Source organism: Pseudorhodoplanes sp. (assembly GCF_035565795.1).
GTDB lineage: Bacteria > Pseudomonadota > Alphaproteobacteria > Rhizobiales > Xanthobacteraceae > Pseudorhodoplanes.
Genome location: NZ_DATMRV010000259.1, coordinates 1 through 13009, shown reverse-complemented (window position 1 = coordinate 13009; position 13009 = coordinate 1). Strand labels below are relative to the sequence as shown.

At 62.0% G+C, this 13009-nt stretch carries 10 protein-coding genes and 1 pseudogene; 5 read left to right on the top strand and 6 right to left on the bottom strand.

Annotation, left to right across the window (positions count from 1 at the left end):
• From VNZ93_RS23465 to VNZ93_RS23440, 6 genes and pseudogenes are all read right to left on the bottom strand, one after another.
• Nucleotides 1-94: pseudogene (locus tag VNZ93_RS23465) on the bottom strand (ABC transporter ATP-binding protein); the annotation flags it as partial.
• Between the two features lie 151 nt (nt 95-245).
• Nucleotides 246-2537: a DUF4384 domain-containing protein gene (locus tag VNZ93_RS23460; RefSeq protein WP_325711176.1), complete on the bottom strand. Its 2292-nt coding sequence runs from the start codon at nt 2535-2537 to the stop codon at nt 246-248.
• 433 nt (nt 2538-2970) lie between these two features.
• Nucleotides 2971-3567 carry a thermonuclease family protein gene (locus tag VNZ93_RS23455; protein WP_325711174.1) on the bottom strand — a complete coding sequence of 199 codons (597 nt, stop codon included), beginning with the start codon at nt 3565-3567 and terminating at the stop codon, nt 2971-2973.
• A gap of 18 nt (nt 3568-3585) precedes the next feature.
• Nucleotides 3586-5037 carry a S8 family serine peptidase gene (locus tag VNZ93_RS23450; RefSeq protein WP_325711172.1) on the bottom strand — a complete coding sequence of 484 codons (1452 nt, stop codon included), beginning with the start codon at nt 5035-5037 and terminating at the stop codon, nt 3586-3588.
• Nucleotides 5038-5106: 69 nt separating this feature from the next.
• On the bottom strand, nt 5107-5775 hold the full coding sequence (locus VNZ93_RS23445) for a hypothetical protein (protein ID WP_325711170.1): 669 nt from the start codon (nt 5773-5775) through the stop codon (nt 5107-5109).
• Complete coding sequence (locus tag VNZ93_RS23440; protein WP_325711167.1) at nt 5772-6332, bottom strand: sigma-70 family RNA polymerase sigma factor; 561 nt, start codon at nt 6330-6332, stop codon at nt 5772-5774. The genes VNZ93_RS23445 and VNZ93_RS23440 overlap by 4 nt, the downstream gene beginning before the upstream one ends.
• A 188-nt stretch (nt 6333-6520) precedes the next feature.
• Here VNZ93_RS23440 and uraD point away from each other — a divergent pair, with 188 nt between their 5' ends.
• The 5 genes from uraD to VNZ93_RS23415 form a co-directional block, all read left to right on the top strand.
• Entirely contained in the window at nt 6521-7405 is an 885-nt protein-coding gene (gene uraD / locus VNZ93_RS23435) for a 2-oxo-4-hydroxy-4-carboxy-5-ureidoimidazoline decarboxylase (RefSeq protein WP_325711164.1), read from the top strand.
• A gap of 2 nt (nt 7406-7407) precedes the next feature.
• The gene (locus VNZ93_RS23430) at nt 7408-8436 is read left to right on the top strand and encodes a c-type cytochrome (RefSeq protein ID WP_414710174.1); all 1029 of its coding nucleotides are present in this window, start codon (nt 7408-7410) and stop codon (nt 8434-8436) included.
• Nucleotides 8437-8567: 131 nt separating this feature from the next.
• Entirely contained in the window at nt 8568-9866 is a 1299-nt protein-coding gene (locus VNZ93_RS23425) for an amidohydrolase family protein (protein WP_325711179.1), read from the top strand.
• A gap of 55 nt (nt 9867-9921) precedes the next feature.
• Nucleotides 9922-10551: a glutathione S-transferase family protein gene (locus VNZ93_RS23420; protein WP_325711158.1), complete on the top strand. Its 630-nt coding sequence runs from the start codon at nt 9922-9924 to the stop codon at nt 10549-10551.
• A gap of 181 nt (nt 10552-10732) precedes the next feature.
• Nucleotides 10733-13009 (top strand): PAS domain S-box protein (locus tag VNZ93_RS23415; protein WP_325711155.1); only part of this gene is annotated, 2277 nt, incomplete at its 3' end.

Below are 13009 nucleotides of genomic sequence, written 5' to 3'. Positions count from 1 at the left end.
CCCGCTCTACCTTCAGATTGACGCCACTGACCGCAACAAAACCCGCAAATTCCTTGGTCAAGTCTCTTGTTTCGAGAATAATCTCGCCGCTCATGCCTTCGACGCCTGCCCAACGTCTGTCCCAATCGACATGACTGCACGTCTTGCGGAAATGGTAAAGCCCGCCTGCGAAAAATCGCGGGCGGGCTTCCCTTCTTCTTTCGGAGGGGCTGGCCGCTGCAGATGCGGCGGCCAACCGGCTTCGATCAGCGGACGTCGATCTTGATCGCGGTCCGCTTGATGTCGCTGCCCGAAGTCTTCGGCGCCGGAGCCTCGGCACCACCATTCTTCGGCGCTGCAGCAACGCCACCCGGAGCCGGCAGGATATCGATCTTGCGGGTCGAACCCTGCTTCTGCAGGCGCTCGCCGATCGACCGGGTGTTGTTCTTGACGGTGGTCAGCGGTTCCTTGTTGAAGTCGTGCTTGATGCCATCGACTTCAGGCTTGTCGCTGCACACAGCCATCACCGTTTCCCTGCCCTTGTCGCCGAGCTTGTAGACGAACGGCGACTTCGCACCCGGGAAGCTGACCGGGACACCGGCCTTGATCCGGTTATCCTGCTGGAACTTGTTCGGCAGGAGAACCGTCAGCGTGTCCTTCTCGTCGATATTGGTCAGCGTCAGGAAGCAGTCCTTCGAGGAGACGACCGTGAACACCGGAGTCTCGCCGAGCTTGTAGACATCCTTGTCCGAGGTCAGGGCGAAGTCGACGTCGGTCTTGACCTTCTGCACGCCGTTCCTGTTGTCGGAGACCTGGACGCCTTCGTCGATCGGCTCCTCGTCGCCGAGTTCGGCCAGTTGACGGTATTTCTCCTCGAACTGGTCACGCGGCAACGAGTTCTGCTGGAGCCGACGGACGGTCGGAATCAGCGAGGAGTTGAAGCCGCCGCTGGTGGCCTGCAGGAACTCTTCCTTGCGCATACCGAGCTCGGCTGCCGCCATGGTCAGGTCGACGTCCTGCTCGTAACGCTGGGACAGAGCGGTGATCATCTCGAGCCCGTTATAGTTCAGGTTCGGATCGAGACCGGCGCGGTACATGGCGTCCTGGAAGCGCTTGGCGTCGCCTTCGAGAACCTTGTCCATACGTTCGTTCTCGATATAGAGCGCCTCAATTTCGCGCAGCTCCGAACGCGAGAAGGCTTTGCCACCAGGGCCGCCGAGCGCGATCTTGCGGACCTCGTCCTTGGCCTTGATCATGCCGAACTCATGGCAGCCCATGCAGGAGATGCCGTTCGTCACCGCAAGGTCCTTGGCGCGCTTGTCCTGCACGATGTTGGTCGGACCAGTGTTCAACGCCTTGCCGTCGGCCGTGTTCAGATAATAGGCCTGGAAACCGTTCGGCAGGCTGAAGATGGTTTCGCCACCGTCATGCTTGAAGGCGTTCTCGCCTTTCGGGCCAAGCGGATGCTCGTACAGGTTCTGTTTGCCCTTGTTGCCGGCAAAGTCATACGAGGTCCAGAAATAGCCGTTACGCGACGGATGCCGCTCGATCATGCGGTTGTTGCGGCTCACGCCCGACACCTGGAACGCCGCGCGCTGGGCGATGAACCTCTGCAGGTTGGCCTCGATGTCGACGCCCTCCTCCTTCGCCAGCTTGTTGAAGTCCGGCGCAAGCTTCAGCAGCTTCTCGTACATGCCCGGCCGCGAAGCCGTGAAGGCGAACCAGTCGCCGCGCACATACGGCATCTTGCTGTCGGTCGCCGAGACGAGCAGGTTCTTGTAGCTCGTGTCCGGCTGCATCTTGTACGGATAAGACTTCAGGATGGTTTCCCAATCCTCCGCAGTCCAGCCGAGTTCGTCGAGATTGACGCGGATGATGGTCTCGCCCGGATCGATCGGCGTGAAACGCACGACGTCCGGCGACCGGCTCAGGCTGTTGAGCAGCTTGATGACCCCCTGACGATAGACCTTCATCGCCTTTTCATCCGTACAGGCATTCGCAAGATGCGTCAGCGTGATGTAACGCATGCCCTTGCGGCGCTGTGCGATCCGCTCGCGCTCGATGTCGGCCGCAATCATGCCGATCATGTCGGAGTGGCTGACATAGGCCTTGGGATCGCAGCTGATGCGCAGCCCGTTGATCCAGCCTTCGAGCGCAGCGAGTTCTTCCGGGGACACCGGATCGAACTTGCCCTGCCCGTTCGCCCAATCGTAAGGCATCTTCTCGTTGATGATTTCACTAAAGAGACGCGAGCCCTTCGCATTGCCCGGCAGAACGTAATGCGGGTTGGCCGCGATCTCTTCGAGATTCAGCACGTTGCCGAAATTGCTCGCGGCGTTTTCGCGCTTGTGTTCGACACCATCGAGGTCCTTCTGACTCAGCTGACCGGTCTGGTGGCAGCGAGCGCAGTGCTTTTCGAGAACATCGTAAGCCGCCTTCGCGACAGGGTCGCTTGGCGGGGCAGCATTGGCAGCGCCGGCAAAGGTCAGCCCGAGGCCGAATGCGGCCGCGATGGCGAACCCCTGAACCGGGCTACTCACTCGTAGACGACCGCTCATTGTGGTCTCCCATTGCAATCGTTGCGACGCGCGGCGTGACACGCCGTGTCGGTTGTTTGTGTCCGGCTTCGCAAATCGCGTTCAAAGTCTCAAAGCAACGTGAAGGGTTTCGGCCAGATCCGGCCGCGATCGAGGAAATCCTATCGCAATTCCAAGCGCCTGCTGAATATCAAAATACACGCGAAGCGCGCTCGCCCTTCACAATTCGGTTGGTTGCCCCAGGCAAAGTGTCGCTTTTCGAAACGAAAAGACCCGCCCGGCGGGGACATGCCGGACGGGTCAAGCGGACCGGCACAGGGTGGAAGGGGCGCGCGTACCGGTCACACGATGGGCGGCGGCGAGATGCCATCCGCAATCCCTGTTGCCCTGATTGGTCGTGGGAATCCGCCGTCCGGTTCAATGGCAGGCCGGCAATCTGTTGGCCGGCGCGACGTCAGCGCTCAGCCGGCTGACGTACCCAGTCTCTGATCGACTGCCAGAGTTCGGCGCTCTTGCGCAGCAGCCAGTCACGCGGCGTCTCGGTCGCTTGCGTATCGGGATCGCGCGGATGGGCCCGCCGCCACTCGTCCGGCATATCGAAACGGCCCGCCCATATCCCGCGCTTGTCCGAACGCGCCTCCGCCTGGGCCAGCTCATAGGGATTGGCGGACCCGCGCCGGTCCATGGCCGTAGCAAATCCGGCCCGGACCATCTCTTCGGCAAGATCGCGGCCACCGGCGTGACACACCGCAATGTAGCGTCCGTAGCGATCCGTGGAGAGCGTCCGGCATTGGACAGGATGCGTGCCGATGATCCGGCGCAGTTCGGACCGCGCGCGCGTCCCGCAGGGCCAGCTCTTGCCTTTGGCGTCGGTGCATTCCTGATGAAGCTCGGGCGCGTCGATTCCATAAAGGCGGTAGCGTTCGCCGCCGAGTGCAAATGAATCGCCATCGGAAAGATGGACAGGCAGAGGCGCCTTCTGGCCGAGCGCGGGCGTCGCCACAGCGCATCCGATCGCGACGGCGAACAACGTCTTCCGCAGAACCTTCATGCAAATACGTGACAAAGCCTAACGACCACTGCCCTGGCTGTTCCCGCCGGCAACCGCGTCCGAGCGTCCACCAACGGCGCGCAATGCCTCGAAGGCGTCCGCAAGACCAGCGCCGAAATCCTTGTCGCGGCCGGCGGGGCCGAGATCGTGCGCGGTCGAGAGCAGCACGCGACGCACCGAGTCCGGCGACAATCCCGGTTCGCGCTCCAGGATCAGCGCGGCAATGCCGCTGATATGAGCCGCTGCAAACGAGGTGCCTGTGGTCATGTCGTAATTGCCGCCGGGGATCGGCAGCAGCACCCGCACACCAGGCGCAGCCACCGCAACATGATGTCCGCGGTTCGACCCCTGGAACAGCTTGTCATCGGAATCGGTCGCGGTGACCGCGATAACATTCGGATCGGACGCGGGAAAGAGCGGCGGCGACTTCGGACCGGCATTGCCAGCCGCAGCAACCAGGACGATCCCGCGCTTGCTCGCAGCCGCAAGCAGGCGCGCCATGATCGGATCCTGCGGGCCCGCGAAGCTCATGTTGATCACACGGGCGCCCTTGCCGGTCGCCCATTCCAGTCCCTTCAGGATGCTGAAGGTCGTACCTTCAGCGCTCGCTGCGGTAGGGTCGAAAGCGCGCACCGCAAGGATGCGTGCATTTGGAGCGACACCAATCAGCTTGGACTTCGCAACGATCGCACCGGCAATGCTGGTGCCGTGCGAATGCGGCGAACCATCGCCGCCGGCCGGATTGAAGGAATCCTCGATCGCGCCCTGCAACTCCGGATGGTCGACATCGATGCCGGAATCGATGATGGCGACCAACACCCGGTCGCCTCGCGCCAGTTCATGCGCGCGCGTCAGGTGAAGCTTCTCCACCGCGTACTGGAGGCCGCCCTGCCCGGACTTCGACTGCTGGAGCGTGTAACGATAGTTCGGCTGCACCGACAGGATTGTCGAATCCGCCTCGAGGCTACGGATGACCGAGGCGACGCTGCGGCCATCGGGTATATTCCAGCGGAACATTGTCGTGCCGCTAAGCTCGAAGCTTTGCGACTCCTGGCGGTTCAGGCCGTGGCGCCGCGCCATGGCGTCGACTTGCTGCTGGCTGGGACGGCCAGCAACCTCGATCACCACTTCGTTCGCAACGAAGCGCCGTTCGCCGGCGACCGGCACGCCACTGGTCTGTCGCGGCAGCTGCGTCGTGGGCTGAGCGGGTTCGTCAACACCAGGCGCGGGAACAGCGTTCGCTGCCGGCGCCGGCGTGACCGACTGCACCGGCCGGGCCTGCGCCTCGCTTGGTCCGCGCGGCTTGACGACCTTGCGCGGCTGCGGGTTCGCGGGCGCGCTCTGAACCGTATAGCGGCCACCGCCGTGATAGGTCTGGGCGGAAGCCGCACCGGAGAATGCTGCACTGAAAGCGGCCGCGGCCAAAGCCGACACCGCGATCACGATCTGCCGGTTGCGCGTGAGCTGCATGACTGAAACCTCCGAGAGGCATCGTTCCGAAGGCGCTCCGGTCAGCCGGAGCGCAGGCGCTCTGCCGCCTTAGTTGGTGGCCGGCAACACCAAGGTTACCACCTTGCTCTCGCCAAGCTTTTTCACGATTTCGGCAGTCTGCTCTTTCTTGGCGGGGATCCGGAGCCGGAAGTTCCCGTCGGTCGAGCTGTCGATGATCGTGGCGTTATTGGCCTTCAGGAATTCCGAGATTTCGGCGGCATTGGCTTGCGGCGAGAAGCGGACCAGCGTCTCGACGCCACGCGGCACCGAGGTGGTGACCGGAGCCGATGCCATGTCGAACGATCCCGTGCGCTCGCCGACCAGCTTGCCGATCACGCCGGCCTGCAGGAGGAGTGCGATCGCTGCCACGCCACCGGCATAAGCCAGCGTCCGCGGCGACAGGCTCGCCATGAATTCGCTGATGCGGCTCATCAGGTTGAACGACACGGCGGCCGGCTGTCGCGCGGGCTCGGCGTCGATCTTCTCGAACAGCGCCTTCATCGCGCGCTGCGACGGAGCGCCGAGCGATTCATTGACAACGATGGTCTCGCCGAGTTCCTCGCGCACCATCTCGAACTGGCGCGCCAGTTCCTTGTCGTTCGCGAGCGCCTGCTCGACACGCGCGGTGTCGCGGCGATTCAGCGTGCCTGCGGCATACCAGGGCAGCAGGACTTCGATCTCTTCGCGCTCCGGCGCGTTTTTCATTGTGGTGCTCATGGCCAACCTCTTTCGATTCCCGCCGCCTTCAAGGATTCCGCCAATTTTTTCCGCGCATAAAACATGCGCGTCTTGACGGTATTCTCCGGGATCCCGACGATCTCTGCGACTTCTTCCACGGACTTCTCGTGGTAGTAGACCAGATCGATGATCTCCCGATGATCCGGCGTCAGTGTTTCAATGCACTTCCGCAGGATCGCGCTCGTATCCTTCTTCTGCATGGCGGCTTCGGGCGTGTCTGAATCGTCCTCGATCGCCTCTGCAACTTCATCGTCCAGTTCCGCCTCCTTGCGACCCCGAAGGGCCGAAAGAGCCTTGAACCTTGCGATGGCGAGCAGCCAGGTCGAAACCGCAGAGCGGCCCTCGAAGCGTCCGGCTTGCCGCCAGACATCGAGGAAGACCTCGCTGATCAGATCCTCCGCCGTGGACTCGTTACGAACCAGGCGAAGAACGAACCGGTAGACCCGTACATGGTGTCGTGCGAACAGCACCTGCATGGCGAGCCGATCACCGCCTGCGATCCGCTGGATCAGGACTTCGTCTGATGTTTGCTGCATCGTGACGGTCGGCTCATGGTTTGGTCGCGGGAAGTCCGGGACCGGTTCAATTGGATGTGAGCGAAATTTTAGGCGGGTCGAAAAAGTAACCCCCTTCTTCCTAATGCAAGGGGGGAATATTCCCAATAGGGGAATTTCGTCATTGTTATCAATGACTTTTCTCGCGCCATCCGTTATTGTCGTGGAACATGAGCCAGATGTTCACCTTGGAATCGCTGAATTCGCTGCCGCTGCCGGCCTTCTCGGCGGCGATCGGAGACGTTTTTGAGCATGCCTCCTGGGTCGCCGACGCGGCCTTCGGCCACCGGCCCTTTGCGACGGTTGCTGCATTGCACGAGGCGATGATGGGCGTGGTGCGGGCGAGCCCGCCCGAACGGCAGCTCGCCTTCATCCGCGCCCATCCGGAACTCGGCTCCAAGGTAAAGCGGCTCGACCTCACCGCGGACTCGCAGGCCGAACAGGGCTCGCTCGGCCTCGACCGCCTGAGCGACGCGGAATTCAAGACCTTCACCGCGCTGAACGAAGCCTATGCGGAGAAGTTCGGGATACCGTTCATCATCTGCGTGCGGCGGCACACGCGGGACTCGATCCTGAAGGAATTCCGGCGGCGGCTCGACAACGATGCCGACACCGAACGCAAGGCCGCGCTCGACGAGATCGCGCTGATCACGCGGCTGCGCCTGGTCGCACGCGTCGACGGCCCCGGCAAGCCGAAGACGGAAGGGCGGCTTTCGACGCATGTGCTCGACAATGTCAGCGGCAAGCCGGCCAAGGGCGTCAGGATCTCGCTCTATGAAATCGGCGCGAGTGCGCGCTCGCTGCTGGCGGAGGCGCTGACCAATTCTGATGGGCGCACCGATCAGCCGCTGATCGCAGGCGGACCGCTGCGTATCGGGTCATACGAATTGCAATTCGCGGTCGCGGATTATTTCGCCGCCAATGGCACCGCACAATCCGACCCGGCTTTCCTCGATGTGGTTCCCATCCGTTTTTCGATTGCCGAACCGGAAGGGCATTATCATGTACCGCTCCTGGTCACGCCCTGGAGCTATTCGACCTATCGCGGGAGCTAACGTTGAGAGGCGCATTGCACGCAGGGTCTCTGGCCGCCGCGCTGCTCGCCCTCCTTGCGATCATCGAACCGTTGCGGGCGCAGGACATTTACGCGCCGGCCGATCCGAACTGGTCGGTGCCGCAGGTCGGAACCCTGCCCTATGACGAAAGAGGCATGCTGATCCGCCGCGGCCGCGACCTCGTGACCGCGACCTATGCCCATATCGGCCCCGCCGTCGCGGACGCGAACAAACGCTATGCCGGCAACAACCTCGCCTGCAGCAATTGCCACCTGAATGCCGGCACCAAGAAATTCGGTCTGCCGCTGTGGGGGCTGTATGACAACTTCCCGCACTACTCGGCGCGCTCGGGCGCGGAAATCTCGATCGAGGACCGCGTCAATTCCTGCATGACGCGAAGCATGAACGGCAAGCCGCTGCCGGACGACTCGCCGGAGATGCAGGCGTTCGTCGCCTACATCAAATTCCTGTCCGCCGGTACCATGCGCGGCGAAAAACTTGCGGGCCTTGGCGCCGGCCGGATGCCGCTGCTGCGGTCCGCGGCCAATCCGGCGCGCGGACGCATCGTCTATATGCGCGCCTGCGCGCAGTGCCATCAGGCCAACGGTGAAGGCATGCTGCGCGATCCCGCCTTGCCGTCGTTCGGATACCTCAACCCGCCGCTATGGGGTCCGGACAGTTTCAATGACGGCGCCGGCATGTCGCGGCTGATCACGGCGGCGAATTTCATCCACTTCAACATGCCGAACGGCACAAGCTATACGCAGCCGCGGCTCTCGGCCCAGGATTCCTGGGATGTCGCCGCGTACATGATTTCGCGTCCCCGCCCGAAAAAGGCAGACCGCGAAAAGGATTTTCCGGATCTCCTGCTGAAGCCCATTGATACGCCCTACGGGCCCTATGTCGATGGATTCAGCCAGGCGCAGCACGAGTTCGGCCCATTCCGCCCGATCGAAGCCGCGCTGGCTCGACTGAAAGCGCAAAAAAGAAAGACTGAGCCTCAGTCGGAGCATAATGGCCTCCGACCCTGACGTGTGACGATGTGGCTGCCCGCGACACGTGCGGGCATGACGATACGACCTGAGGCCATCCTGCTTCAGGCAAAGCGCCCACAGGGAGAGACGCCATGAGGACCGCCGCCGTCCGGCTGCTGTGCGCCGGAATGATCGTACTTGCCTTCAGCGTTTCCGCGAGTACGCAAACCCTCTTCAACAACGTCCGCATCTTCGACGGCAAGAGCGAGACACTCACCGCGCCCTCGAATGTCCTCATCAAAGGCAACACGATCGAGCGCATCTCGACAGCACCAATCGCGGTCGATCCCGCGACCACCGTGATCGCCGGCGGCGGGCGAACGCTGATGCCGGGCCTGATCGACGCACACTGGCACACCATGCTGGTGCGCCCCAATCCCGTCGCGGCGATGGTGAACGATGTCGGCTACACGACGCTCGTCGCAGCCGCAGAGGCGAACGACACATTGATGCGCGGCTTTACGACAATCCGCGATCTCGGCGGGCCGGCTTTCAGTCTCAAGCGAGCGATCGACGAAGGCATCATTCCCGGACCGCGAATCTTTCCGTCCGGCGCCATGATCACCGTGACCAGCGGTCACGGTGATTTTCGTCAGACCTACGAACTCCCCCGCACGCCCGGCGGTCCGCTCAGCCGCGTGGAAGAGATTGGCGGCGCCATGATCGCGGACAGTCCGGATATGGTGCGTACGCGCGTGCGCGAACAGCTCATGTTCGGTGCCTCGCAGATCAAGCTGACCGCCGGAGGCGGCGTCGCCTCCCCGCACTCACCGATCGACGTATCGACATTTACCGAAGCCGAATTGCGGGCGGCTGTCGAAGCCGCGGAAAACTGGGGCACCTATGTGACGGTGCATGCCTATACGTCAGCCGCGATCCAGCGCGCGATCGCCGCCGGCGTCAAATGCATCGAGCACGGTCATCTCATGGACGAAGCCACCGCAAAGATGATGGCGGACAAAGGCATCTGGCTCAGCATCCAGCCGTTCCTTGACGATGAGGATGCCGTGCAATTCCCGCCCGGCTCGATCCAGCAATACAAGAAGGCGCAGGTCATGGCCGGCACCGATCGCGCGTATGGCCTCGCGAAGAAATTCGGCATCAAGACAGCTTTCGGCACCGACATTCTGTTCTCTCCCCATCTTGCCCCTCGCCACGGCGCGATGCTCGCCAAGATGACCCGCTGGTACACGCCCGCAGAGCTGTTGAAGATGGCGACATCCACCAATGCCGAACTGCTGGCCCTGTCGGGGTTGCGCAGTCCCTATGCCGGAAAACTCGGCGTGGTAGAGGAAGGGGCGCTCGCCGACCTGATCCTCGTCGACGGCAATCCAATTGAAAACATCCAGCTCATTGCCGATCCCGCCAAATCGTTTTTTGTCATCATGAAAGACGGAAAGGTGGTGAAAAACGCCGTGCCGCGTTAGTACGTTTCGCCGCCCCGGCGCTGATCAGAAGCAACTGACGTGAACTGAGGAAACGATGATCGATCTCTATACCTGGACAACGCCGAACGGACGCAAGGTCTCGATTGCGCTGGAGGAACTCGGACTGACCTACAAGGCGCACGCCATCGATATTTCCAAGGACGAACAATTTGCCCCGGCCTTCCTGAAGATTTCACCGAACAACCGTATCCCGGCGATCGTCGACAACGACAACGGTATGTCGCTGTTCGAGAGCGGCGCGATCCTGATCTATCTCGCCGACAAGACCGGCAAGCTGATGCCGAAGGACGGCGAAGGTCGCTATCGCGTAATCGAATGGCTGATGTGGCAGATGGGCGGCGTCGGCCCGATGCTCGGCCAGGTGCATCACTTCGTGAAGTACAACAAGGGCAAGTCGACCTATGCCGAGGAGCGCTATTCGAAGGAGGCGCAGCGCCTCTATGGCGTGCTCGACCGGCGCCTGGAAGGCCGCGAATTCCTGGCCGGCGACTATTCCATCGCCGACATCGCGACCTGGCCGTGGATCTCCCGCTTCGAATGGCAGGAGATCGATCTCGCCAAGTTCCCGAACGTAAAGCGCTGGTACACCACGATTGCCCAACGCCCGGCGGTCCAGCGCGGCTACAAGGTGCCCAAGGACGTCGGCGAAATCCCGATGCCCTGACGTTATTTCAGTCCAGCCGGTGCGCGTTGGTTAACGAAACGGGCACCGGCAAGGATCAATTTGACCAAGTGAGCAGTAATCGTTCGTTCAGAACAACGACGAATTGAACTTAGCCTTTCACGATTCCGGAAACCGGGATCGTTATTCAGGAAGAAACTCAAAAGTCCGGGAGCGTCGGACCTTGCTTTCTTCCTTGCCTCGCGTGTCGTTTCGCGGATTGCTGCTGGTGGCGCTGGGATTGATCGGCGCCTCGGTGGTCGCGATTGCGATTACTCTGGTTGCGCTGCGCCAGGACGCGATGGAAGACGCGATCAACGACACCAACGACATCGCGACAATGCTCGCCGAACAGACCGCGCGCGCGGTTCAGTCCGTCGACCTCGCGACATCGGAAATTGCGGAACACCTGGGCAGGCGTGCGCTCCCCGCCGAGAATTTCGACGCTATCCTTCGCAGCGAAGCGACCCATCTCTACCTGCTGGACCGGCTGTCGCGGCTGCCGCAGACGGAAGTCATGGCCGTGATCGACCAGCACGGCCGGCACGTCAACGCATCGCGAGGCTGGCCCGTCGCGTCCACGGACCTTTCCGACCGGGATTACTTCACCTTTGCGCGCGACAATCCCGGATCCCGGCTCTACGTGAGCGAGGTGGTGAAAAACCGCGTCAGCGACAAGCCGAACATCTTCTTTGCAAAACGTATCAACGGACCAAGCGGCGAGTTCCTCGGCGTCGTCCTCGCCGGCGTGAAGCCCTCCTATTTCCATCATGTCTATGACGCCCTGACCTCATCCCGCAGGCTGTCCTTGACGCTACTGCGCGATGACGGCCTGGCATTGGTGCGCCATCCCTATGTCGAGGGGCTGATGGGCCAACGACTGCCTGTCGATTCGGCATGGTACGACACGGTCAAGAAGGGCGGCGGGCTCTATCACACAAGCGGCAACTTCGACGGCACTTCGCGACTGATGGCCGTCAGGCTCTTGAAGGACGTCCCGCTGGTCGTGAATGCCGGCATCCCGCCGGGGGAGGCTCTGGCGAGCTGGAGATACCGCGCGATGACGATCGGGATTGGCGCTCTGATCGCCCTGATCTGCTCCCTCCTCCTGATCTACGCGCTCTGGCATCAATTCGCGCAGCTTGCGGCGTCGAAGGCGGCGATCATCGAACGCGAGGCACGACTCGCCGAACAGACCGTTGCGCTGGAGGAAGCCAACGAGCGGATCGACACCGCAGTCAACCACATGGTTCAGGGCCTGGTCATGTTCAATGCCGCGGGCGAACTTGTCGTCTGCAACGACCGCTTCATCGAAATCTACGATCTGCCACACGAGGAGATGAAACCTGGCGTGTCGATCCGGCGCGTCCTCGAATTGCGGGTGCAAACCAACACCTTCTTCGACGACATCGACGACTATCTCATCGAACTGCGAACGAAGATGCGCGCCGGCGAGCCGCTGACCAAGATCGCCGAATTCGCCGACGGCCGTACTTTCTGCGTCACCAACCAGCCGACCGGCGGCGGCGGGTGGGTCGCGACCCATGAAGACATTACCGAGCGCCGGCGCGACGAGAAGGAGTTGCAGCGCACGCGGAACATGCTGCGCACGGTGGTCGAGAATGTTCCGGAAACGTTGATCGTAAAAGATGCCAGGACAAGGGCTTACGTCTTCGTCAATCGCGCCGGCGAAGCCCTGTTCGGGGTCACAAAGGACTATTTCATCGGCAAGACAGGCGACGAGTTATTTCCCGAACAGGAGGCCCTCGAGGTTCGCCGTCGCGACGAGGAAGTGCTCAACAGCGGCAAATTCACCATCGAGAGCCGGGAAGTTAACACGTTCGATGGCCGGACGCGCGATGTCACATCCACGCGCATCGCCATCCCGGGCAAGGACGGCCAGCCGGAATACATCCTGAACGTCATCGCCGACGTCACCGAACATGTGAGTGGCGAAAGGGAGTTGCAGCGCGCCCGGCACATGCTGCGTGCTGTCGTCGAGAACATCCCGGAAATGCTGGTGGTGAAGGACGCGAGAACCGGCGTCTACATTTTCGTCAACCGGGCCGGCGAACAACTCCTCGGCGCGAAGAAGGAAGATCTGATCGGCAAGACCACCGAAGAGATTTTCCCAAAGGATCAGGCCGATCTCATCCTCGCGCGCGATCGCGACGCCCTGCGCTCCGGGCACATGAAGGAGGACTTCCACGTTACGCGCACACTCGACGGGCGGCTGCTTGATGTCGCGTCCAAGCGCGTCGCCATCGGCGGCAAAAATAATGATGCGGAATACCTTCTGACGGTCATCGAGGATGTGACTGAGCGCAAGCGCTACGAAAAGCGCATCGCCCATCTTGCGCACCACGATCCCCTGACTGACCTCGCAAATCGCGCGGCGCTGAACATGAAGCTCGCCGATACCGTCGAGCGTGCCGCAGCCGCGAACGGACAATTCGCGCTG

Bases quoted from the DNA above. Each gene is read 5' to 3' on its own strand.
- VNZ93_RS23460 (WP_325711176.1), bottom strand. From the start codon at position 2,537: ATGAGCGGTCGTCTACGAGTGAGTAGCCCGGTTCAGGGGTTCGCCATC.
- VNZ93_RS23455 (WP_325711174.1), bottom strand. From the start codon at position 3,567: ATGAAGGTTCTGCGGAAGACGTTGTTCGCCGTCGCGATCGGATGCGCT.
- VNZ93_RS23450 (WP_325711172.1), bottom strand. From the start codon at position 5,037: ATGCAGCTCACGCGCAACCGGCAGATCGTGATCGCGGTGTCGGCTTTG.
- VNZ93_RS23445 (WP_325711170.1), bottom strand. From the start codon at position 5,775: ATGAGCACCACAATGAAAAACGCGCCGGAGCGCGAAGAGATCGAAGTC.
- VNZ93_RS23440 (WP_325711167.1), bottom strand. From the start codon at position 6,332: ATGCAGCAAACATCAGACGAAGTCCTGATCCAGCGGATCGCAGGCGGT.
- uraD (WP_325711164.1), top strand. From the start codon at position 6,521: ATGAGCCAGATGTTCACCTTGGAATCGCTGAATTCGCTGCCGCTGCCG.
- VNZ93_RS23425 (WP_325711179.1), top strand. From the start codon at position 8,568: ATGATCGTACTTGCCTTCAGCGTTTCCGCGAGTACGCAAACCCTCTTC.
- VNZ93_RS23420 (WP_325711158.1), top strand. From the start codon at position 9,922: ATGATCGATCTCTATACCTGGACAACGCCGAACGGACGCAAGGTCTCG.